23 protein-coding genes and 1 riboswitch are annotated in these 21,745 nt (G+C 70.9%); of the genes, 10 read left to right on the top strand and 13 right to left on the bottom strand.

Annotated features, from left to right (window positions below):
- Positions 1-190 precede the first annotated feature (190 nt).
- On the top strand, positions 191-925 hold the full coding sequence (locus AC1DWP_RS17660) for a hypothetical protein (RefSeq protein WP_477615797.1): 735 nt from the start codon (positions 191-193) through the stop codon (positions 923-925).
- Positions 926-1,035: 110 nt separating this feature from the next.
- Here the strand turns inward: AC1DWP_RS17660 and AC1DWP_RS17655 are convergent, their stop codons facing one another.
- Together AC1DWP_RS17655 and AC1DWP_RS17650 are read right to left on the bottom strand one after the other, a co-directional pair.
- Positions 1,036-1,941 (bottom strand): oxygenase MpaB family protein, encoded by a 906-nt coding sequence (locus AC1DWP_RS17655; RefSeq protein WP_477615796.1) that lies wholly within the window; start codon positions 1,939-1,941, stop codon positions 1,036-1,038.
- Positions 1,938-2,339 (bottom strand): hypothetical protein, encoded by a 402-nt coding sequence (locus AC1DWP_RS17650; RefSeq protein WP_477615795.1) that lies wholly within the window; start codon positions 2,337-2,339, stop codon positions 1,938-1,940. Before AC1DWP_RS17650 ends, AC1DWP_RS17655 begins: the two co-directional genes overlap by 4 nt.
- A gap of 93 nt (positions 2,340-2,432) precedes the next feature.
- Between AC1DWP_RS17650 and pdxH the strand changes: the two genes are divergently transcribed.
- A complete protein-coding gene (gene pdxH, locus AC1DWP_RS17645; protein WP_477615794.1) occupies positions 2,433-3,110 on the top strand; it encodes a pyridoxamine 5'-phosphate oxidase in 678 nt (225 codons plus the stop codon).
- 29 nt (positions 3,111-3,139) lie between these two features.
- On the opposite strand, the gene AC1DWP_RS17640 is transcribed toward pdxH, so the two are convergent.
- Positions 3,140-3,634: a phosphate-starvation-inducible PsiE family protein gene (locus AC1DWP_RS17640; protein WP_477615793.1), complete on the bottom strand. Its 495-nt coding sequence runs from the start codon at positions 3,632-3,634 to the stop codon at positions 3,140-3,142.
- Positions 3,635-3,825: 191 nt separating this feature from the next.
- Here AC1DWP_RS17640 and edd point away from each other — a divergent pair, with 191 nt between their 5' ends.
- Positions 3,826-5,724, top strand: a complete 1,899-nt coding sequence (gene edd / locus AC1DWP_RS17635) for a phosphogluconate dehydratase (protein WP_477615792.1) — start codon at positions 3,826-3,828, stop codon at positions 5,722-5,724.
- Positions 5,721-6,443 carry a bifunctional 4-hydroxy-2-oxoglutarate aldolase/2-dehydro-3-deoxy-phosphogluconate aldolase gene (gene eda / locus AC1DWP_RS17630; protein WP_477615791.1) on the top strand — a complete coding sequence of 241 codons (723 nt, stop codon included), beginning with the start codon at positions 5,721-5,723 and terminating at the stop codon, positions 6,441-6,443. The genes edd and eda overlap by 4 nt, the downstream gene beginning before the upstream one ends.
- Positions 6,444-6,759: 316 nt before the next feature.
- Here eda and AC1DWP_RS17625 read toward each other — a convergent pair whose 3' ends face one another.
- From AC1DWP_RS17625 to AC1DWP_RS17615, 3 genes are all read right to left on the bottom strand, one after another.
- Positions 6,760-7,401: a malonic semialdehyde reductase gene (locus tag AC1DWP_RS17625; protein WP_477615790.1), complete on the bottom strand. Its 642-nt coding sequence runs from the start codon at positions 7,399-7,401 to the stop codon at positions 6,760-6,762.
- Between the two features lie 120 nt (positions 7,402-7,521).
- Complete coding sequence (locus AC1DWP_RS17620; RefSeq protein WP_477615789.1) at positions 7,522-8,262, bottom strand: SDR family NAD(P)-dependent oxidoreductase; 741 nt, start codon at positions 8,260-8,262, stop codon at positions 7,522-7,524.
- Positions 8,259-8,993, bottom strand: coding sequence for a hypothetical protein (locus tag AC1DWP_RS17615; RefSeq protein WP_477615788.1), 735 nt, complete (start codon positions 8,991-8,993; stop codon positions 8,259-8,261). Before AC1DWP_RS17615 ends, AC1DWP_RS17620 begins: the two co-directional genes overlap by 4 nt.
- A 79-nt stretch (positions 8,994-9,072) precedes the next feature.
- Between AC1DWP_RS17615 and AC1DWP_RS17610 the strand changes: the two genes are divergently transcribed.
- The 4 genes from AC1DWP_RS17610 to AC1DWP_RS17595 all read left to right on the top strand — a co-directional run bounded on the left by AC1DWP_RS17610 (position 9,073) and on the right by AC1DWP_RS17595 (position 13,227).
- On the top strand, positions 9,073-10,377 hold the full coding sequence (locus AC1DWP_RS17610; protein WP_477615787.1) for an MFS transporter: 1,305 nt from the start codon (positions 9,073-9,075) through the stop codon (positions 10,375-10,377).
- A gap of 26 nt (positions 10,378-10,403) precedes the next feature.
- Positions 10,404-11,102 carry an iron-dependent transcriptional repressor DtxR gene (locus tag AC1DWP_RS17605; RefSeq protein ID WP_477615786.1) on the top strand — a complete coding sequence of 233 codons (699 nt, stop codon included), beginning with the start codon at positions 10,404-10,406 and terminating at the stop codon, positions 11,100-11,102.
- A 246-nt stretch (positions 11,103-11,348) separates the two neighbouring features.
- Positions 11,349-11,550, top strand: a riboswitch (cyclic di-AMP (ydaO/yuaA leader).
- A 62-nt stretch (positions 11,551-11,612) separates the two neighbouring features.
- Positions 11,613-12,284, top strand: a complete 672-nt coding sequence (locus AC1DWP_RS17600; RefSeq protein ID WP_477615785.1) for a C40 family peptidase — start codon at positions 11,613-11,615, stop codon at positions 12,282-12,284.
- 232 nt (positions 12,285-12,516) lie between these two features.
- A complete protein-coding gene (locus AC1DWP_RS17595) occupies positions 12,517-13,227 on the top strand; it encodes a DsbA family oxidoreductase (protein ID WP_477615784.1) in 711 nt (236 codons plus the stop codon).
- Between the two features lie 18 nt (positions 13,228-13,245).
- Here the strand turns inward: AC1DWP_RS17595 and AC1DWP_RS17590 are convergent, their stop codons facing one another.
- Both AC1DWP_RS17590 and AC1DWP_RS17585 read right to left on the bottom strand, forming a co-directional pair.
- The gene (locus tag AC1DWP_RS17590; RefSeq protein ID WP_477615783.1) at positions 13,246-13,806 is read right to left on the bottom strand and encodes an O-acetyl-ADP-ribose deacetylase; all 561 of its coding nucleotides are present in this window, start codon (positions 13,804-13,806) and stop codon (positions 13,246-13,248) included.
- Between the two features lie 44 nt (positions 13,807-13,850).
- On the bottom strand, positions 13,851-14,963 hold the full coding sequence (locus AC1DWP_RS17585; protein ID WP_477615782.1) for a calcium:cation antiporter: 1,113 nt from the start codon (positions 14,961-14,963) through the stop codon (positions 13,851-13,853).
- A gap of 94 nt (positions 14,964-15,057) precedes the next feature.
- On the opposite strand from AC1DWP_RS17585, the gene AC1DWP_RS17580 reads away from it, so the two are divergent.
- The gene (locus tag AC1DWP_RS17580) at positions 15,058-15,951 is read left to right on the top strand and encodes a DUF1028 domain-containing protein (protein WP_477615781.1); all 894 of its coding nucleotides are present in this window, start codon (positions 15,058-15,060) and stop codon (positions 15,949-15,951) included.
- An 11-nt stretch (positions 15,952-15,962) separates the two neighbouring features.
- Here the strand turns inward: AC1DWP_RS17580 and AC1DWP_RS17575 are convergent, their stop codons facing one another.
- The 4 genes from AC1DWP_RS17575 to AC1DWP_RS17560 form a co-directional block, all read right to left on the bottom strand.
- On the bottom strand, positions 15,963-16,367 hold the full coding sequence (locus tag AC1DWP_RS17575) for a PLD nuclease N-terminal domain-containing protein (protein ID WP_477615877.1): 405 nt from the start codon (positions 16,365-16,367) through the stop codon (positions 15,963-15,965).
- 123 nt (positions 16,368-16,490) lie between these two features.
- Positions 16,491-18,173, bottom strand: a complete 1,683-nt coding sequence (locus AC1DWP_RS17570; protein WP_477615780.1) for an alpha-glucosidase — start codon at positions 18,171-18,173, stop codon at positions 16,491-16,493.
- Between the two features lie 63 nt (positions 18,174-18,236).
- A complete protein-coding gene (locus AC1DWP_RS17565; protein ID WP_477615779.1) occupies positions 18,237-19,577 on the bottom strand; it encodes an HNH endonuclease signature motif containing protein in 1,341 nt (446 codons plus the stop codon).
- 46 nt (positions 19,578-19,623) lie between these two features.
- Complete coding sequence (locus AC1DWP_RS17560; RefSeq protein WP_477615778.1) at positions 19,624-20,115, bottom strand: MarR family winged helix-turn-helix transcriptional regulator; 492 nt, start codon at positions 20,113-20,115, stop codon at positions 19,624-19,626.
- Positions 20,116-20,191: 76 nt separating this feature from the next.
- On the opposite strand from AC1DWP_RS17560, the gene AC1DWP_RS17555 reads away from it, so the two are divergent.
- Positions 20,192-20,398, top strand: coding sequence for a hypothetical protein (locus tag AC1DWP_RS17555; RefSeq protein WP_477615777.1), 207 nt, complete (start codon positions 20,192-20,194; stop codon positions 20,396-20,398).
- On the opposite strand, the gene AC1DWP_RS17550 is transcribed toward AC1DWP_RS17555, so the two are convergent.
- Entirely contained in the window at positions 20,392-21,684 is a 1,293-nt protein-coding gene (locus AC1DWP_RS17550) for a D-alanyl-D-alanine carboxypeptidase (protein ID WP_477615776.1), read from the bottom strand. The two genes, AC1DWP_RS17555 and AC1DWP_RS17550, sit on opposite strands and share 7 nt — an antisense overlap.
- Between the last annotated feature and the right edge of the window lie 61 nt (positions 21,685-21,745).

Here is a 21,745-nt window from a genome sequence, read left to right as displayed (position 1 = left end):
AACAGTAGGGCGCCCGCCGAGCACGCGTATCCCACTTGAGGAGGAGCGGCAGCGTGTCCAGCTCCGCCTCGAGGGGGAGGCGAAGACGGTCCCCCTCGACGGATCTGCGCTGAGGGGGACCGCCGGGACCGTTGGTGCAGCGCCGAGAGACGGCGACGGCCCACGGGCCACCTCACGAAAAGGACACACCGTGACCACCACGACCCCACGGACCTCGCTCACCACCCGCGACCACACCACCCGCGACCGCACCACCCGCGACGAGACCACCGCCGACCACCCGCGCCGGGCGCCCGGTCGCGCGATGGCGGTCGCCGCCGGGATCGCCCTCGTCGCAGGCCCCCTGCTGTGGGCGGGTGGCATGTTCACCTCTCCGCCGCAGGAGAGCATGGCCGACGCCGACTACATCTCCTCGCTGACGCGGGACACGACGATGACGCAGATCTCGGCGCTGTTCCTGCACTACGGCAACCTCGTGATCGCCCTCGGCATCCTCGCCGGACCGAGCCTGGTGCGCGGCGCCCGCGGCCTGCGCCTCGCTGTCGCGGGAGCCCTCGCCACCGCCATCGGGTTCGCGAACGTATCGGGGATGGTCCTCAGCGACTGGTGGAACGCCTCCGCCGGCACGCACCTCAGCTCCGAGCAGGCTGTCGAGGTGTTCCGCGGCTTCAAGACCGGGTCGCTGCTGCCCTTCTGGGACGGCACCGAGCCGCTCAGCCTGGTCGGGCCGCTGCTCCTGCTGGCGGGCCTGGCCCGTGCGGGGGTCCTTGGCTGGTGGACCCTGGGGCTGATCGTCACCGGTGTCGCGGGGCTGACGGTCTTCGGCGCAACGAGCCCGCTCGTCGCCGCAGCCTGTGTGCTCGTCGGGTTCTCGCCGTTCGCCCTCGTGGGACTGCGACTGCTCCAGCGCAGCCGGCTCGCCTGAACCAGAGCAAACCGACCAACGGAGCACCAACAGCAGGTATGCCGCGTGGCTGGCTCAGCCGCGCGGCACACCGCTTGTTCCGGCCAGCGCCAGCCGGCGGAACCCGTCCGTCAGACGGAGCTGCCCCGGCGCAAGGCGGCGCGGCGGCGTTCGTCGGTCGCGTCCGCCATCGCCCAGCGCACCGTCGACGTCGCCACCCCACCGAGGGGGCGCCCGACCAGCCGCTCGGTCACAGGCAGCCACGGCAGCCGCAGCGGCTGCCTGGCCCACCGCGGGAGCATCGCCACGGCGCCCGCTGCCAACGCGGCATACCCGGGCTTGGCGGCCAGGGGCAACGGTGGGTGGACGAGCAGGAACCGCGCCGCCTCACGAGCCGCGGCTGTCGACTCGAGCTCGGGTCGGTAGCCCTCGATGGTCGCGCGCAGCCCAGCCACGGTCGTCGGCGGGTCGACCACCCCGAGCGCGCTGGCGACGATGCCGCCCTGCTGCACGTAGAGGTCGGCCTCGGCAGCGCTCAGCGGCGACACGGCGTAGCGCTGGTAGGCGGTGAGGAAGCTGTCGGCCTCGGTCGCGTGCACCCACTTCAGCAGGTGCGGGTCGCCGGCCGAGTAGGGGCGACCGTCGGCCGCCTTGCCGCGCACCCGGTCGTGGATCGACCGGACCCGGGCGATCTGTTCCTCTGCGTGGTCGATGGTGCCGAAGGTCGTCGTGGCCAGGAACTCGCTGGTCCGCTGCAGCCGCCCCCACGGGTCGCCCTTGTAGCCCGAGTGCCCGGCGACGCCCGCCATGGCGAGCGGGTGCAGCGACTGCAGCAGGAGCGCCCGGATGCCGCCGGGGAACATCGCGGCGTCGGCGTGCACCCGCCAGATCGGGTCCTCCGGCGTGAACCAGCGCGGTCCCTCGGCTCCCCAGATGCGCTCGGCCTTGGCCTGGGCGTCACTGCCGGCGACCCTGGAGCGCAGCGCGTGGGCGAGCTGGCGCCGAGCCCCGTCGGCCATCGGCGCCAGCAGCGTCATCGCGATCGTCCGTTCCGGCGGCGGGGGAGCTGCTTGAGGCGTGCGGCCGGGGTGGGGAGGTCCGCCGGGCGGACGCGCTTGGACAGGTCGCTGTTGGCGATCAGCTCGGCCAGCGGGGTGGTGGAGGTGGGGTGGGCAGCGATGGGGTCGTCGGCCGAGAAGACCACCCACACCGGTTCGCTGTGGTCCGCTCGCGGGTCGAACGTCTTGAGCACGGTGCCCTCACGCACCGTCGTCGCGTGCTCGATCGCCCGGCGCCTGGCCCGTTGCCGGTCCAGTGCCGTCTGAGCGGCTTTCATCGCCGGCTCCTTGGCCTGCTGGGCCAGCACGACCACGTGGGGGCCGTACTTCACGCCCCACTTCACGAGGTTGCCGACGGCCTTGCCTTTGCTGGGCATGCTGCCTCCCTGACGTCTGGTCCGGCCTTCACCCTAATCTCGGGCCCCTGGTCCCGTGTCATGGGAGACGTACGGCGCGTGGACACTGTTCCCATGGACACTGCTCGCACCGACTACAGCGGCGACGGAATCTCCGAGGCCGACATCGCGCCCACGCCGTGGCAGCAGGCCACGCGCTGGGTCGACGACGCGGTGGCGCGCTCGCAGGTCCAGGCCGACGTTCCCGAGCCGTACGCCCTCTCGGTCGCCACCGTCGACGCCGAGGGACGCCCCAACGTGCGGACCGTGTTGATGCGGTTCTTCGACGAGCGCGGCCCGGGGTTCGTCACCGGCACCGAGTCCACCAAGGGACTCGAGATCGCCGCCACCGGCGGGATCGCCGCGGCGCTGACCTGGCCGGCGATGTTCCGGGCGATCCGGTTCCGAGGCGTGGCCGAGCAGGTCTCCCGCGACGAGGTTGCCGGCTACTTCGGGTCACGGCCGTGGGCCTCCCGCATCTCCGCGTGGGCCTCGCGACAGTCCCAGCCGATCGAGGGTCGCGCCGGCCTCGAGCAGGCCTACGACAGGTATGCCGCGCAGTTCCCCGACCGAGGGAACGCGGACGACGTGCCCGTGCCCGACTTCTGGGGCGGCTACCGCGTGCTCTGCGACGAGGTCGAGTTCTGGGGTGGCCGGCGCAACCGGCTGCACGACCGGCTCGTCTTCAGCAGGGTGGCGCAGGGTTCGCTGGACGACGCCGCCGCGTGGGCACTGTCCCGCCGCCAGCCCTGACGTCCGCCGAACTCCGGGGGTTGAGGCGGTCAGGTCGGGTGGGCCTCGGTCTGCACCTCGGTGTCGCCGTGGCCGGAGTTGGCGCCCTCGCTGGGCTCTCGCTCCTTGCGCCGCAACAGGAACGACGCCAGGGCCAGCAGGATGATCGTGCCCGTCAGCAGCCCCATGAGCCGCAGCGTGTCGGCGAACTCGGGCTTGCCCAGCAGGTCCGGCGCCTTGACCGACAGCACCACGATCTCCTTGATGGAGGCGATGATCCCCACGAGGAGGAAGGGCTCGGCCACGAGCTCGCGCCGGGACAGCGTGGTTCGCACGGCGAAGAGCAGCTCGACGACGATGAAGACGAGGAGCAGCAGGTCGAGGATGTCGGCGGCCACTTCCACGACCCCGCCGCTGCCGAGGTCCCCGAAGGTCAGCACGGTCTTGCCGATCACGACGGCGGCGATGGCGAACAGGACCACAGCCACGGCGAGGTAGATGACGTTCTCGACCCGCTCGATGGTCCGTTCGATCAAGTCCGTCATGACCGACATCCTGACCGACCTGCGCTGATCCGTCACTCGTCCGTCACTCGCGGGGCTACCGGTCCGTATGCCGGGATGGCCATTGCCGGATCCCGGGTCGCCGTCACACTTGTGAACTGAATCACACGCGCGCGCCAAAGATGCCGTTCGCGCGGTCCCATCCCCGACCGCCGAATCCCCTCAGGAGCCTCATGGCGCCCGCCAGCCACCCCGCGATCCACCCCGTCGTCGCCGACGTCACCGCCCGGGTGACCGACCGCAGCCGTGCCAGCCGCACGGCATACCTGCAACGCCTCTCCCGGGCCGCGTCCGAGCTGAGCCTGCGCCCGGCACGCACCGACCTCGGTTGCTCCAACCTCGCCCACGCGGTCGCCGCGTGCGGCGGCAGCGACCGGACCACCATGGCTGCCGACACGGGCGTCAGCCTCGGCATCATCACGTCCTACAACGACATGCTCTCGGCGCACGCGCCGTTCGAGCACTACCCCGCCGCCATGAAGCAGACCGCCCGCGAGGTCGGGGCCGTGGCCCGCGTCGCCGGCGGGGTGCCCGCGATGTGTGACGGCATCACCCAGGGCCGCGCGGGCATGGAGCTCAGCCTCTTCAGCCGCGACGTCATCGCGATGTCGGCCGCCATCGCGCTCAGCCACGACGTGTTCGACGGCGTCCTCATGCTGGGCGTCTGCGACAAGATCGTCCCCGGGCTCGTGGCCGGCGCCCTGTCGTTCGGGCACCTGCCGACCGCCCTCGTGCCGGCCGGACCGATGGCGTCGGGCCGCTCCAACGCGGACAAGTCCGAGACCCGCAAGGCCTTCGCCGCCGGCGAGGTCGGCCGCGACGAGCTGCTCGCGAGCGAGGTGGCGTCGTACCACTCGCCGGGCACCTGCACCTTCTACGGCACCGCGAACTCCAACCAGATGCTCATGGACGTCATGGGCCTGCACCTGCCCGGGGCGGCGTTCGTCCACCCCGACGACCCGTTGCGCGAGGCGCTCACCGCGGCGACGACGGCCCGGGTCGCCGAGATCGCCTCCTCCGACGCGCCGTACGGCATCGGCCAGGTCGTGGACGAGAAGACGGTCGTCAACGGGGTCGTCGCCCTCCTGGCGACCGGCGGCTCGACCAACCACACCATGCACCTCATCTCGATGGCAGCCGCTGCGGGGATCGACCTGACGTGGGAGGACTTCGACGACCTGTCGGCTGCGGTTCCGTCCATCGCCCGGATCTACCCCAACGGGCCCGCCGACGTGAATCACTTCCATGCAGCCGGCGGCACGCCGTTCCTCGTGGGCACCCTGCTCGACCACGGCCTGCTCCACGAGGACGTGCTCACCGTGGCAGGGCCCGGGCTGCGGCGCTACACCCAGCGGCCGGTGTTGATCGGTGGTCAGCTCGGGTTCGTCGACGCGGCAACGGAATCCGGCGACCGGGACGTACTGCGCCCGGCCAACGACCCGTTCACGGTCGACGGCGGGCTCCGTGTCCTCGGAGGCAGCCTGGGCCACGCGGTCATCAAGGTGTCGGCCGTGGCGGAGGAGCACCGGGTCATCGAGGCGCCGGCGCGCGTCTTCACCGACCAGGTCGGCTTCCTCCAGGCCTTCTCCCGGCGCGAGCTCGACCGCGACGTCATCGTCGTGATCCGCGAGCAGGGCCCCAGTGCCAACGGCATGCCCGAGCTGCACGCCCTGACCCCTTCGCTCGGAGTCCTCCAAAAGCGTGGGTATGCCGTGGCCCTGGTCACCGACGGCCGCATGAGCGGGGCGTCGGGCGCGATTCCCGCGGCCATCCACGTGACCCCCGAGTCGGTGCACGCCGGGCCGATCTCGAAGATCCAGGACGGCGACGTCATCAGGGTCGACTCGCTCACCGGCCGGTTGGACGTCCTCGTCGACGAGGACGAGTTCGCCGCCCGGGTCCCGTCCCCGCGGGTCAGCGCGGAGGGGGTCGGCACCGGGCGCGAGCTGTTCGCGTCCATGCGGGCCGCCGTCGGCCGCGCCGACGAGGGAGCCCACGTGTTCGGCAGCCTCGGGCACGTCTGGGACCGAAGCGACAATGCCCCGTTCGTCAGCCACGAGGAGAACCGATGACCACCGCCAACACCCTGACCGGCGCGAGCCCGGCGGCCGCGACCACGAGGGACGCGGCGCGCGCGCCGGCCACCCCGACCACGCCGGTGCTGAACAGCGAGGCGGACATCCTCGACCTCTCCCCGGTCATCCCGGTGGTCGTCGTGGACTCCGTCGAGCAGGCGGTGCCGCTGGCGCGCGCGCTGGTGCGCGGAGGCATACCCGTCATCGAGATCACGCTGCGGAGTGAAGCCGGCCTCGGCGCGATCGAGGCGGTGGCCTCGCAGGTCGAGGGCATGGTCGTCGGCGCGGGCACGGTGGTCACGCCCGAGCAGGTGCAGCAGGTCAAGGACGCCGGGGCGCAGTTCCTCGTCACCCCGGGATCGCCGCCGCGCCTGCTCGACGCCGCGCTGGCCAGCGGCCTGCCGCTGCTGGCGGGTGCCGGCACCCTGACGGAGATGCTCGTCCTGGCCGAGGCCGGGCTCGAGGCGATGAAGTTCTTCCCGGCCGAGGCGAGCGGCGGGCGCCCCTATCTGTCTGCCATGAGCGGGCCGTGTCCGCACCTGCGGTTCTGCCCGACGGGTGGGATCACGCCCGAGACGGCGGCCGCGTGGCTGGCGCTGCCGAACGTCGGCTGCGTCGGCGGGTCCTGGCTGACGCCGAAGGAAGCTGTGGCACAAGGGGACTGGGACCGCATCGAGGCCCTCGCCGCCGAGGCCGCGGCTCTCCGCCAGCCCTGAGGCGCGGGCATCGAGTCGCAGGAGGGGGCGACTCGTTGCCAGCGGCCGGGCATGGAACAGCCCGTGGGCCTTGCCGTGCCGACAACGATCGGCTCGGCGTGCGCAGGGGACGACCTGCACGGCCCACGGGCTGCGGTGAACTGCTGGGGATTGCGCCGGATGGCGGACCTCGAGCAGTCGAGGTGCGCTAGCGCGCAGTCACCTCACGCGTCCAAATTGAAATCACTTCTTGGACCACCTCCCTTCCGTGTAGCTCGACGCTAATTCGGGAAGGTCGGCTGGTGCAACGGTTTTTAGGAAGGGAAATGCGCGCGGGTCAGACGGAGGTCACGACCTCGTCGTAGTCGAGGCGCGGCAGCCGGTCCATCCAGGCGCCCTCGGCGGGGCGACCGATGTTGACCACGGCGATCGTGCGGTGGGCGCCGTCGGGGAAGAACTCGCGGTCCACGCCGTCGGCATCGAACCCGGTCATCGGGCCGGCAGCCAGGCCGGCCGCACGGACGCCCAGGATGAAGTAGGCGACCTGCAGGGTGGCGTTGAGGGTGGCCGAACCCTCACGCATCTCGTCGTTGCCCGCGAACAGGTCGCGAGCACCCTCGAAGTGGGGGAAGACCTTGCCGAGCTCGTCGTGGAAGTCGGTGTCGGCGGCCAGCACGGCGACCAGGGGAGCGGTCGACGTCTTCGCCTTGTTGTTGCCGCCCATCAGCTCGACCAGCCGGCCGCGCGCCTCGGGGGTCCGCACGAGGACGATCCGCAGCGGCTGGTTGTTCATCGAGGTGGGAGCCCACTTCACGAGGTCGTAGATGGCGCGCACCTGGTCCTCGGTCACGGGCTCGTCGGTGAAGGCGTTGGCGGTGCGGGCATCGCGGAACAGCAGGTCCTGAGCCTCGGGGGAGAGCTCGAGGTGGTCGACGAACTGGGCCTCGAGCTCGGTCAGGGAGTCATGGGTCTGGGTCATGGTCGTTGAACACTCAATTTCATGGTTGCATTCCTCAACCATGAAAGCGCAGGTCAGGCAGCAGGAAAGCAGTAAGCAGGCAGCAGGAAGCGGCCCGCTCGGCGCCCGTCATCCCGCGGGTCAGGCGTCACGGTGCACCTTGTGCGGAGCGGCCTGGATGCGGGGCTTGATGACGAGCAGGTCGATGTTCACGTGGGCCGGGCGCCCGACCATCCAGCCGATCGCCTCGGCGATGTCCTGGGCCACCAGGGGCTCCGACACCCCCGCATAGACCGCGTCGGCCCGCGCCTGGTCCCCGCCGAACCGGGTCAGGGCGAACTCCTCCGTGCGCACCATCCCGGGTGCGATCTCCTCGACCCGGACCGGCTGGTCGACCAGCTCGAGCCGCAGCGTCTGGGTCAGGGCCGCGACCGCGTGCTTGGCGGCCACGTAACCCGAACCGCCCTCGTACGCCACGTGTCCGGCGATCGACCCGACGTTGACGATGGTCCCGGCTCCCGAGGCGATCAGGGCCGGCAGCAGCGCCTGGGTGACCTGCAGGGTGCCGATCACGTTGGACTCGAACATCCCGCGCCAGTCGGCGACCTCGGTGTCGGCGGCCGGGGCGAGCCCGAGCGCGCCACCCGCGTTGTTGACCAGCACGTCCAGGCGGTCGCCGACCTCCGCCGCCAGCCGCGCCACGTCGTCGGCCGACGTCACGTCGCAGACCACCGCGCGGCCGCCGATCTCGGACGCCAGCGCCTCGATCCGGTCGCGACGACGGGCCGCGCACACCACCTCGAACCCGTCCGCCGCCAGCTGCCGAGCGGTCGCCTCACCGATGCCGCTGCTGGCCCCGGTCACGACTGCGAGCTTGCTCATGCCGCACCTCCGGCGGGTCGAACTGCTGTGGGGTCGACGGCGATCCAGGTCGCCTCGGCCTGCGCGAGCAGGCTTCCGTCCGCGGCATACAGGGCAGTCCCGCTCAGGTACTTGCGGCCCTCGCCGCCGCGCTGCCACGCCATGACCACGTACTCGTCGCCGGGGATCGGCAGGGTCGACACCTGGGCGGTCATCGTGCCGAGCACCATCGGTCGGCCGGCGATCCCCGAGGCCCAGCCGCCGGGGCAGTCCAGCGCCGCCCACACCGTCTCGAGGTCGACGTCCGCGCCGGGGCGCCAGGCGGCGGCATACTCACCGTCGCCGCCCGCGACCCGACCGGGCTGGAGCCGTAGGCCGTCGCCGGCCGCGCGACCAGTGCCGCACGAGAAGCAGGTGGGGAAGGGGTGGGCGGCCAGGCCTTCATAGCCCTCGCCCGCCGTCGTGGCCTCGGCGAACGACACAGCAGCCGGTATGCCGCCCGCGTCCAGTCTCGCGGTCGTCGTCGCCTCCGCGACGGGGTGCTCGCCGTCGTGGACCTCGAGGGTGCGGTGGCCCCGCGCTGAACTCGTCTGCACCGTCAGCTCCCGATCGAGCGGGGGAGGGGTGCGCAGGCGCACGGTGACGGCTTCGTCGGGGCCGGGCTGGAGCAGGGCAGCCGCGTGCCCGCTGACCCAGCCTCCGTTGCCCGACTCGGGTGGGCCGCAGAAGCGGGCGGGCACGACGAAGCTCATGGGCCCGAACCTACTCGTGGGGTCCCTGGGCGTCAGAAGTCAGGGGCGTCCGTCGCCGGAGCGCGTCAGAATGGCCGGGATGTCCGCACCCAAGCCACCCAAGCCACCCAGGCCACCCAAGCCACCCAAGCCTCGACCCGCGCTCGACACCGAGACCCCCTTCAGCCTGCGCGCGATCGCGGTGCCGGCCTACGGTCCCACCATCATCGTGGCGATCGGCAGCGGCGCGGTCGTGCCAGTGGTCACGCTGAGTGCTCTCGACCTCGGGGCGACCCCGGCGATCGCCGCCCTCACGGCCGGGCTGGCCCTCGTCGCCGAGCTCTTCTTCGCGGTGCCAGCCGGAGCGCTGGTCCACCGGGTCGGGGAGCGACGGGCGCTGCTGTGGGCGAGCGCGGTGGACGCGGTCGCGGCCTTCGTGGCACTGACCGCCCCGTCGCTCGGCGTGCTCATGGTGACGGTGTTCGCGATGGGCTTCACGTCGTCCGTGTTCCTGGTCGCACGGCAGGCCTACCTCATCGACGCGGTACCGGTCTCCATGCGCGCGCGAGCCCTGTCGACCCTCGGCGGGGTGAACCGGATCGGGATGTTCATCGGGCCGTTCATCGGGGCGCCGATCATCCACCTGTGGGGGCCGCGCGCCGGGTTCGCGGTCGCGGTGGCGGCCGGCCTCGGCGCGGCGGCGCTGGTGTGGCTGGGTCCGGACCTCACGGCGGCGCACGAGGCGCAGGCCAGGGAGCTGCGCGACCGAGCGTCCGCAGACGGAACTCCCACCGGCGGAACCCCCACCGGCACCGCCGCGGTGCTCTGGGGCCACCGCAGGGTCTACCTGACCATCGGCCTGGGAGTCATGGTCATCGGCGCCGCACGCTCGGCCCGGCTCGTCCTGCTCCCGCTCTGGGCTGCGCACGTCGGCCTGTCCGCCAGCACCACGGCCGTCATCTTCGGCATCGTCGCCGGCGTCGAGATGCTGCTGTTCTACCCGGCAGGGTCGGTGATGGACCGGTTCGGCCGGATCTGGGTGGCCGTACCGTGCGTCGTGCTGCTCGGGATCGGGATGATCGCCCTGCCCCTGACGCACAGCGCGCTCGCCGTCACGGCGGTCGCCCTCGTCGCCGCCGTGGGCAACGGCATGGGATCGGGCATCGTGATGACCCTCGGCGCCGACAGCGCGCCGGAGGTCGGGCGGTCGCAGTTCCTGGGTGGCTGGCGCTTCGTGTCCGTCCTGGGCATGAGCGGGTCGCCGGCGCTGATCAGCCTCGTCACGGCACAGGCAGGACTGGCAGCGGCCTGTGTCACCCTCGGTGGGCTGGCGCTGGTCGGGACCGGCTGGCTGGGCTACTGGGTGCCCCGCTACGACCCGGTGCGCGGCGGCGCATCCCGCTGACGGCCGCAGGTGAGAGGCTTAGGCCTGTGACCGACCTGATCGACACCACCGAGATGTACCTCAAGACGATCTTCGAGCTCGAGGAAGAGGGCATCACGCCCCTGCGCGCTCGCATCGCCGAGCGTCTCGGGCACTCCGGGCCGACCGTCTCCCAGACCGTCGCGCGGATGGAGCGCGACGGCCTGCTCAGCCTCGCCGGCGACCGCCACCTCGAGCTGTCCGACCACGGCCGGTTGCTCGCCACCCGGGTCATGCGCAAGCACCGGCTGGCCGAGCGCCTCCTGGTCGACGTCATCGGCCTGGAGTGGGAGTACGTCCACGACGAGGCCTGCCGCTGGGAGCACGTGATGTCCGAGCGGGTCGAGCGCAAGATCCTCGCGATGCTCAAGGACCACCACGACTCGCCGTACGGCAACCCCATCCCGGGCCTCGACGAGCTGGGCGAGGAAGAGCCGACCGAGGACTTCCGCTTCGGGCTGCGCACCCTGACCGAGCTGGCCGGCGACTCTCCCGAGACGGTGCTCGTGCGCCGCATCGGCGAGCCGGTCCAGGTCGACCACGAGGCGCTGAGCCTGCTCACCGTCGCGCGCCTGCTGCCCGGCGAGCGCGTGCGGGTGCACCGCGCCGACGGCCGCGTGGTGGCGGTCCGCGAGGGCGCGCCGGAGTCCACCGGTGTCTCGCTGCCCGACGAGGTGGCCCAGCACGTGTTCGGCGCCTTGGTCTGACCAAGGGGCCTGCGAGGCGCCTGACGGGGCGCAGGTTCGACAGGCGCGCTCATCTGAGCGCTTCGGCGGGTCCGGTCTTTGGTCAGTTCCGCGCTTCCTGAGCACGAGGGCGCAGGCGGACCAGACGTGGGCTTGGACTTTCTTGGGGCTGCCGTGACCTCAATGTGACATTCCCAGGCGGCTTGTGTACGGTGGCTGCGGTTCACTCGCCCCCTGGGTGGACCGGCTCGATGTGGAACGCCTAGTCCTGTCACCACGCCCGAGTCATCAGTACAAACCGCTTGGCAGGAGCGGGGGACCCAACTTTGGGCCTTCTCTTCACGAGATGGTCCTTGGGGTTAAGTCTCCACGCACGCGCCCGCAAGGTCGGGCGACAACCGTGGAGGCCGGGTGATCTACCTCCACCCGAACCCGACAGCTCACCTCGTAGGCGCCGGAGGTTCATCCATCGTGGCTTCACACAGTTCTGGCCGCCACCGCGCGCCGGGTCGCTTCAATCCCGTTTCCGAGTTGTCGGACATCGTGGCCAGCGCCGCGCAGCCCGCAGTCAAGACCTCTGCGGTCATCGCCGCTTCCGGTGGTCTCGTCGCCTCGTTCGCCCTTCCCGCGTCTGCCGCCTCGGCCAGCCCCTCCTCGGTGGCCAAGAGCGCCACTGTCAGCGCGCCCGTCGCGGTGCAGGCGCCCGAGACCGCAGCCCCGACGGCGACCAACACCTTCGGTGTCATCGGCTTCAAGGCGACCGCCAAGCCCAAGCCAAAGCCCGTCGTCGTGCCCGTCGCGGCCCGCACGAGCGACCGCACCGCGAGCCGCTCGACGGCCCGCAAGGACTTCACCAGCCTGAAGCCGGCTGCCGGTGGCGTGCTCGGCATCGCGGCCCAGTACGAAGGCCTGATGTACTCCTACGGCGGCACCAGCCCGTCGACCGGCTTCGACTGCTCCGGCTTCACGCAGTACGTCTTCGGCAAGGTCGGCATCAGCCTGCCGCGCACCGCCGACGCCCAGCGCGCAGCCACCACCCGCGTGTCGAACCCGCAGCCGGGTGACCTCGTGTTCTTCGGCAGCCCCGCCTACCACGTGGGCATCTACGCCGGGAACGGCATGATGTGGGACTCCCCGCGCAGCGGCCAGGCCGTCGCGCTGCGTTCCATCTGGTCCTCGAACGTCACCTACGGTCGCCCCTGACCTGAGGTTGGCCACAGCGCCAAGCCACGGTCCGCAGGCCCCCTCCCGCTTCGGCGGGTGGGGGCCTGCGGCGTTTCGTCCCGACCCAGTCCCCCCAGTCGCCACCCCGTCCCACCCAGTCCCGCCCCGTCCCGCCCAGTCCCGCCCAGTTCGAGGTATGCCGCGGGGTCACTCCGCACGGGGCCGTCCGTGCGGCATACCTCGGGTTGCGCGGTCGTGTGAGGATGGACGGATGAACGACGCACACCCCACTGACGCCCTCCACCCCCACGCCGTGGAGATCGATGTCTGGGCGGACGTGGTCTGCCCGTGGTGCTACATCGGCAAGCGACGGCTGGAGATGGCGATCGCCGAGAGTGCGCACCCGGCCGAGGTCACCGTGACCTACCACGCCTTCGAGCTCGACCACCACGTCGCGCACGGCAAGGGGGAGACGGTCCTCGCGTGGTTGGCGCAGCGGTACGGCACCGACCTGGCAGGGGCTCGTGAGATCGCCGAGCGACCTGCCGTGATGGGACGTCCCGACGGGGTGGAGATCGTCGTCGACAAGCAGCTGCGAGCGAACTCGTTCGACGCGCACCGCCTGATCGCGCTCGGCCTGGCCCAGGGTGGCCCGGCGCTGCAGGCTGCGGTGCTCGAACGCTTCTACAGCGCCCACTTCACCGAGGGCAAGCTGATCGACGACATCGAGACCCTGCAGCGCCTCGGCGCCGAGGCAGGGCTCGACGGGCGCCGCGTGTCGGCGGTGCTCGCCAGCGACGAGTTCGCCGACCACGTGCGCGCCGACGAAGAGGCTGCCACCGACATCGGTGTCTCCGGGGTGCCGTTCTTCATGGCCAACCGGCGGGTGGCCCTCTCCGGCGCCCACTCGCCCGAAGTCATCGGCCAGCTGATCGAAGCCGCTCTCAACGGCGACCACGAGGCGATGAGCGCCGGGGCCTGACGAGGCGGGCGGTCCCGCTCAGTCGGCGAGGGCTGCCTCGAAGGAGGCCAGCGTCGCGCGGCTGAACAGCACGAACCGCACGAGCTCGATCGGCTGGTCGTCCCCGCGCTGGTGACCTTCCGGTGGCTCGTCCCGCTCGCCCTGGAGGCTCGCGCGCACGACGTCGACCGCGATCCGCGCCACCTCCACCGGGTCCCAGCCGTAGACACCCGCGCTGACCGCCGGGAACGCGATGCTGCGGGCACCCACCTCACGGGCGACCTCGAGGCTGCGGCTGAAGCAGGATGCCAGCAGCGCCGGGTCGGTCTGCCCGCGATGCCGGTTCGGGCCGACGGTGTGGATCACCCATCGGGCGGGCAGGTCGCCCGCGGTCGTCGCCACGGCGTCCCCCACGTCGAGCCCGCCCCGGTGGGTGGTGTTGCGCACCCGCCGACATGCTTCGAGCAGTCGTGGCCCCGCCGCCGCGTGGATCGCGCCGTCCACCCCACCCCCGCCGAGCAGCATCGAGTTCGCGGCGTTGACGATGGCGTCGACCCGCTCGGTCGTGATGTCGCCCAGGACGGCTTCGATGGTGACCACCCACCCACGGTATGCCGCGCCGCCGGCCTGACGGCAGAGTGCGCCTAGGGGTTGACCGCGAGGAAGACGAACGCGGCGAGCAGCACGAGGTGGACCCCACCTTGCAGCCGCGTCGCGCGACCGGGGACCACGGTGAGCACACTCACGACCACGGTCAGGGCCAGCAGCACCATCTGGGTCGGGCCGAGGCCCAGGACCAGCGGACCGTCGAGCCAGATCGAGGCGATCGCGATGGCCGGGATGGTCAGCCCGATGCTGGCCATGGCCGATCCGAGCGCGAGGTTGAGGCTGGTCTGGATGCGGTTGCCGCGGGCGGCGCGGGCGGCGGCGAGGGTTTCGGGCAGCAGCACCAGCAGTGCGATGACGACGCCGACGAACGACTGCGGGAAGCCTGCCGCCGCCACGGCCGACTCGATGGCCGGGGACTCGACCTTGGCCAGACCGACGACCGCGACCAGCGACACCAGCAGCAGCCCGAGACTCTGCAGGGTCTCGCGGTCGCTGGGCGGGTCGGCGTGCTCGTCCTCGAGCGGCTTGCCGTCGTGGGCCACCGGCAGGAAGAAGTCGCGGTGCCGTCTCGTCTGCGTCGACACGAACATCCCGTAGAGCGCGAGCGAGATCACCGCAGCGAAGGCGAGCTGAGAGCTGGAGAACTCCGGACCTGGCGCGCTCGTCGTGAACGTCGGCACCACCATCGTCATCACGGCCAGCGTGGTCACGGTGGCCAGGGCCGCCCCCGTGCCCTCGGCGTTGAACGAGATGAGCCGGTACTTCACCGCACCGAGGAACAGCGACAGCCCGACGATGCCGTTGCACGTGATCATGACCGCGGCGAAGACGGTGTCGCGGGCGAGTGACTCGGTGTCCTTGCCGCCACTGATCATCAGCGTGACGATCAGCGCCACCTCGATGATCGTGACGGCCACGGCCAGGACGAGCGAGCCGAACGGTTCGCCGACGCGGTGGGCGACCACCTCTGCGTGGTGAACCGCTGCCAGGACGGCGGCGGCGAGGGCCACTGCGACGACCAGCACGGGCAGTGTGCCGAGGTGTCGGCCCCACGTGAGCACGAGGGCGAGGATGGCTGTCAGCGGCGCGAGGGTGGTCCAGGTCAGAAAACTGCTCAGTGATTCGGTCCTGGTCGTTTTCGCGGCCATGCCCCATTCTCACAGGTGAGCGGCGCCGACTCCCAATCGCCGACTCCCAATCGCCGACTCCCGATCGCCGAGTCGCTGTCGCTACGGTCGACCCATGACCTTCTCGATCGTCGGCCAGGTGGGTGAGGGCTTCGGCGTGGCCGTCGCGAGCAAGTTCCCCTTCGTCGGGGCAGTCGTCCCGCAGGCCCGCCTGGGCGTCGGAGCCGTGGCCACGCAGGCGATGGCCAGGGTGGGTTACCGGGCCGTGGCGTTGGACGCCCTCGCCGACGGGGCGTCCGCCGACGAGGCGGTCGTTGCATGCACCTCCTCCGATGCGGACCGCGCCCACCGCCAGCTCGGGGTCGTGGGTGTCGACACGCAGGCGACGTGGACGGGTGACTCGTGCATGAACTGGGCGGGCGGCGTCAGTGGTCGCGAGAGCAGCGGCGGCTATGCCATCCAGGGCAACATCCTCACCGGTCCCGACGTCGTGGCGGCGATGGAAGCCGCGTGGCTCGGATCCGCCGGCGCCTCCCTCACCGACCGCCTCGTCGAGGCGCTGTTGGCCGGCGACGCCGCGGGTGGCGACTCACGGGGTCGCCAGGGCGCTGCCCTGTATGCCGTGCTGCCAGGCGCGGGGTACGACCACTGCGGGGTCCTCGCCGACCTCCGGGTCGATGACCACCCGGAGGCTCCCCGGGAGCTGGCCCGGCTGTTGCGACTGAACGACCTCGTCTTCGGTGGCCCCGAGCTCGTGCTGCGCTGGTCCGACGGGTCCGACGGGTCCGACAGGTCCGACGAGTCCGGCGGCTCCGGCTCGGGTGAGGCCAGCACGGTGGCTGACGAGGTAGGCCGGAGGCTGGCGCTGCTCGGCCACCACGGCGAGGTGACGCAGGCCCTGGCCGCCTGGGCCGGCGAGGCCAACTACGAGATGCGGCTCAGCCCCGACGGGATCGACTCCAAGGTGCTGGCCGCCCTGCGCGACGCCACCGGATCCACGACCGGCTAGTCCTACTCGGGCTAGGCCGGGTCCACCTGGTCGGGTTCGGCGGTCCCGGTGCCGCCGCCATTGGCCTGCCGCCGGCGACGTTCGCGCTCCTCGGCCTCGAGCCGCTCGCGCTCCATCCGTTGGCGCTTGGCTTCCTTCAGCTGCGCCTCCGCACGCTCCCGCACCTGCCGCAGGAACGCAGCGTCGTCATCCGGGTTGGTCGCGACGAACCGGCCAGGTCGCTCGTACTCCGGGTACGCCGCGCCGGTGTTGCCCTTGTAGGGCAGGCTCCGCGCCGGTCCCTGCGGTCGTCCGGCCACGAGCCAGGCCACGGCGCCGACCACCGACGTCACCAGCACGATGAAGATCCAGGTCACCTTCGGCAGGTTCCGGATCCGCGACTCATCGGTCATGATCACGTCGAAGAGGCAATACATCCACAACGCCGTCCCGAGGATCCCCAATCCAAGTTCTGCTCGAATCACGCCAAGAAGCGTGGCACAACGAAGCAATTCGGATGGGCTGATTACCCAGAATCTCCCGCCCGTTCCCGCCCGACGTCAGCGCTTGAGCAGGCGGGCTTCCCAGGGGCGGAGGGGGGCTGTGGGCGACGCGGGGTCACCCAGGTTGCCGAGCAGCAGGGCCGCGCCGGACCATCGGTCGAGGTCGGTGACCGCGCTGGTCAGGTCGAGGTCGTCCCCGGAGAAGTTGGCGAGGACCAGCAGGTCGGTGCCCGCGTGGGAGCGGGTGAAGGCGTAGAGGGCCGTGTGGTCCGGCGCGATCATCGTGAAGTCGCCGTGGGCGATGGCCGGCTCGGTGTGGCGCAGCTCGATCAGGCGTCGGTAGTGGTGGAACACAGAGCCATCGTCGGCCACCGCGGCGGCCGCGTTGATCTCCGTGTAGTTGGGGTTCGTTGCGGCCCAAGGCTTTCCGGTCGTGAAGCCGGCGTTGGTGCTGTCGTCCCACTGCATGGGGGAGCGGGCATTGTCGCGGCTCCCGAGCCGCAGGTTGACGAGGATCTCCTCGACGTCACCCCCAGCGCCGGTCGCCAACCGGAAGTAGTTGACCGACTCGATGTCGAGGAAGTCGTCGGCCGTCGCGAACGGCACGTTGGTCATGCCGAGCTCTTCGCCCTGGTAGACGTAGGGCGTGCCTCGGTGCAGGTGCAGCACAGTCCCGAGAAGCTTGGCGGAGGCGACTCGGTGTTCTGGAGCGTCGGAGCCAAACCGTGACACCGCCCGAGGCTGGTCGTGGTTGTTCCAGTAGAGCGAGTTCCAGCCGACGTCCGCGAGACCCTCCTGCCAGCGACCGAGGGAGGTCTTGAGGTCGCGCAGGTCGACCCGGCTGCGGTCCCACTTGTGCGCACCGATGTCGAGTCCCACGTGCTCGAACTGGAACACCATGTCCACCTCGTGACGCGAGGGGTCGGTGTAGAGGATCGCGTCCTCGACCGTGACCCCGGGCATCTCGCCGACGGTGAGCAGCTTCTCCGCCCGGCCCTCGAAGACGGACTTGTGCATCTCCTGGAGGAACTCGTGGATCCGGGGCCCGTTGAGGAAGTGCGGTGTGCCGTCGCCGAGCTCGGGGTAGCCGGGCAGCGGCTCCCCATCGGGCAGCGACGTCACCTTCGAGATCATGTTGATGACATCCATGCGGAACCCGTCGATGCCGCGATCGAGCCACCAGCGCATCATCGCGTAGACCGCTTCGCGGACCTCCGGGTTCTCCCAGTTGAGGTCGGGCTGCTTGCGGCTGAACAGGTGCAGGTAGTACTCGCCGGTCGCCTCGTCCAGCTCCCAGGCGGGTCCGCTGAAGAACGACTCCCAGTTGTTCGGCGCTTCGCCATCGCCCGTGCGCCACCAGTACCAGTCGCGCTTCGGGTTCTCCTTGCTGGAACGGGATTCCACGAACCACGGGTGCTCGTCGGACGTGTGGTTCACGACGAGGTCCATGACGATCCGGATGCCGCGGGCGTGCGCCTGCTCGATCAGCGAGTCCACGTCAGCGAGGGTGCCGAACGTCGGGTCGATGTCCTGGTAGTCGGCGATGTCGTAGCCGTTGTCGTCCTGGGGGCTCGTGTAGATCGGGGACAGCCACACGACGTCGACACCGAGCTGCTCGAGGTAGTCGAGTCGGTTGATGATGCCCGGGACGTCACCGATGCCGTCACCGTTGGAGTCCTGGAAGCTGCGGGGATAGATCTGGTAGACGACGGCTTCGCGGAACCACTGGTCATCGGTCATGGCGTGAGTCTTTCGACCCGCACCCCCCTCGGCAAGCGCAGCAGTGATCCGGACGCGCCAGGCTCATGTCCGTTTTACGAAGGTGACTCGTTTGCGACCGGTGCCCTCGCGCAGGACGCGGTGGTGGTAGCCGGGGTCGTGGATCCGCTTGTGGTGGTAGCCGCAGAGAGGGACGGCCAGGTCGAGGTCCGTCCGTCCGCCGGTCGCCCACGGATCCTCGTGATGATGCTCGGTCCACGCGTAGGGCCGATCGCAGTCGTCGGCGGCACAGGAGTCGTAGGTCAGGGCGAGCGCGACCCGTTGCGCCTCGGTGAAGAATCGTTGCGACCGGCCGAGATCGAGGAGTTGGGACTCCCCGCCGAGGACCGCTGGCACGATCCCCGCGCCGCAGGCCAGTCTGCGGGCCTCGGAGGCGGAGACGTCGTGGCCGGTGTCGAGGTGAGCCGCCCCGACCGAGGCCTTGAGCTTGTCGTGGTCCAGCGTGACCAGGATCGTCGCGTTGACCTTGCCCGACAGGTGGTCGGTGGGCAGGTGCTCCAGCAGCTCGACGAACGCCCGCCCGTACTTCTGCGACCAGCCCAGCTCCTCGGCCCGGAACGCGTCCCACGTCGCCTCCGCGGTCTCGGCGGCGGTCAGGTCAGCGCCGGCCTCGAGGGCCTGGGCCTTCGCGTCCCGCGCCGCGCGCTGGGCGAACCGGCGGGGCGAGGCGAGCTGCTGGACGACCTTCTTCAGGATCTGGCCGGCCAGGGTGGGCACGGTGAAGTGCCCCGTCATGGTGCCGTCGTGGTTGTCGTGCATGGTCAGCTTGGTCGCCGCGAGGGCGCGCTCCTCCTCGGAGCGAAGGATCGAATCCTCGTGGGCGTCGACCTCGGCCTGGTGCCGTTGGGCTGCCTCGAGGGCCCGTCGTGCCTTCTTGCGCAACGCAACCGGGTCGACTCGTCTTGCCACTGCGACGAGCGACTGCTCGATCGCGACTCGCTCCGTCTCGTCGAGGCCCGAGGGCAGCTGCTCCGTCGCGCGCGCAATGACATGGGCATGCTCGGTCGACAACTGACCCTCGCTCAGCGCCGCCTTGGTCGCGGGCAGCCCCTCGTCGAGAGCGGTGGCCAGCCGCACGTCCTTGGCTGCTGCCGCCCCGTCGCGTCGAGAACGCGCCGCCAGCCAGGCAGCCGTGCCCGTCATCCCCGCGTCCCCGGCCACGTCGGCTTTGTCGACGACCGCCACCAGTGACAGCTTCATGGCCTGGAGGCGGGTCACCGCCCGCTCGAGGTCGTCGATCAGGGTCGACGCCTCTTGCCCCGACAGCTCTTCGACACCATCGCACCGGTCCAGCACCGAGTGGAGCTGACGCACTCCATCGGCCGCCGACAAGGGCGGCGACGGGTGGAGGGGGGCGATGGCCATACCTGACTCTATTCGAACACCTGTTCGAATGTCAACCAGGGTATGGCTAGGAACCTGAGGGTTGCTGAGTGCCCTGGGGCGGCTCCGCGGCCGCGGCGATCAGGTGGGTGAGGCTGTCGCGCATGGCTTCGAGCTCGCTGATGCTCATCCCGAGGCGGTCGATGATCGCGGGTGGGATGCGCTCGGCACGCTTGCGGGCGGCCGCGCCCTTCCTGGTGAGGGAGACCGCCAGGGCGCGGTCGTCGAGGGGGTCGCGGTCACGGCTGACCATGCCGCTGGCTTCGAGGCGCTTGAGCAGGGGGGAGAGCGTCGCCGGCTCCAGGCTGAGTCGCTGGGCGAGGTCGCCGACCCGCAGCGGTGAGTCCTCCCAGAGGGCCAGCATCACGAGGTACTGAGGATGCGTCAGGCCCATCGGCTCGAGTAGTGGCCGGTAGAGCGCGATCACGTTGCGTGACGCGACGGCCAGGGCGAAGCAGACCTGCCGGTCGAGCTTCAGCAGGTCGACCGGCGTCGTGGGCGCGGGGGCTCTGGTGGTCACGATTTCGAGTCTAGGGGATCGGGCGCTATCGTTAGTGCACAGATAGTTAGGGTACTAAGGAACTGTGGAGCAAGCAATGAGTCGCAAGACTGACCGCGAGGGACTGTCGTTGGGCTATCGGATCGTCTACCGCGTCAAGGTGATCGGCATGCACCTGTACGGGCCGGCCCAGCTCGGCGAGGTGGAGGACCCGCACCGCCGGCTCGAGCGCCAGCGCGCTGCCAAGGTCGCCGCGGCCCGCCGGGCCCGCGAGCAGCGAGAGTCCAGCCGGCTCGGTCAGTAGCAACCGGTGACGGTTGCCGCGAGCATGTCGATGTTCTGGCGCATCGCCGTCATCGACGTGGGCTTTCCGTTGATGACGAACGCAAAGGCCTTGACCCGACCGTCCGTGCCGAGTGTCCAGCCACTCAGGGCCACTGCGTCGGTGAGGGTGCCGGTCTTGGCGTGGACCTTGCCGACGGCGCACTTCGAGGTCGACGCGGTGAACCGGCTGTAGGACGCCCGCAGGGTGCCCGTCTGGCCCGAGATCGGCAGGCCGGCGTTGCTGCGCAGGAGGGCGAACGGGGTCGCGTTGGCGGGTTCGAAGACGTTGGTCACGAGCCGTGCGAGCTGCAGTCCGGTGAGGCGGTCGCTGCGCGAGAGCCCGGACCCGTCATACAGGACGGTGGCGGACAGGCCCTCGCTGCGCAGCCGCGCGGTCTGCGCGGACCTCGCTGCGGTCCAGGTCTTGCCGTAGCCCAGCTTGATGCCGACCAGGCGGTGCAGCGCCTCGGCGTGCTCGTTGTCGGACTCGAGCATCATCCGCGACACGATCTGGCTGACGGTCTGCCCCGCCGAGGTGGCGAGCACCGGGCTGGTCGAGCTCGCGGTGCCCCGCCCGATCCGGGTCACGGTGAGGCCGTAGGTCTTGAGCTTGCCCGCGAACAGGGTGGCCGCGTCGATGCTGGTGTCGGAGACCTGTCGCCCGTCGACGACCAGGGCCCGCAGCCACGTGGTGTCGGCGGGGATGTACGTCGAGCGCCACCCCGTCGCCAAGGTGCGCGGGGCGAAGAGGGTGTCGTCGGCATACAGGCGGACGCGGAGCTGGCCACGCGCCTTCATGGCGGCAGCCGTGGTCTTGGCGAGGGCGGTGAGCTGGGCCGATGAGAAGGAGGGGTCGCCGGAGCCGACGAGGATGACCTGGTCTGCCTGCGGGCCGCGCCTGACCTTCGTCGTGAACCGGGCGGACGCCCCGAAGACCCGGAGGGCGTTGGTGGCCGTCACCCACTTCGCGGTCGAGGCGGGCATGTAGCCGGCGCTGCCGTTCTTGCTCCACACGACCTTGCCGCTCGCGGCGTCGATGACTGCCCCGGTGAACGACGTGCCGAAGCGTGTCGTCGTGACCCGACCCTGCAGCTTCGTCGCGATCCGGGTGTCGGCCGCGGTGTTGACGTAGGTCGTGGTCGTGGCGGACGCCACGGCGGCGTTCGCGCTGCCCGTGGTCGCCAGGACGGGCGCGACACCGAGGGCGCTGGCCAGCGCGGCGATCGTGAGTCGACGGAAGGTCACGGAGCGGGGGCGTGAAGTCATGCCGGTCCTCAGGTGAAAGTGCTGCCCCGTGGAGACGGTTGGGGCAGGTGTGACTGCGGGG

The sequence above is a fragment of the Pedococcus sp. P2_F6 genome, assembly GCF_056403675.1.
This window is presented reverse-complemented; position numbering and strand designations above follow the sequence as displayed.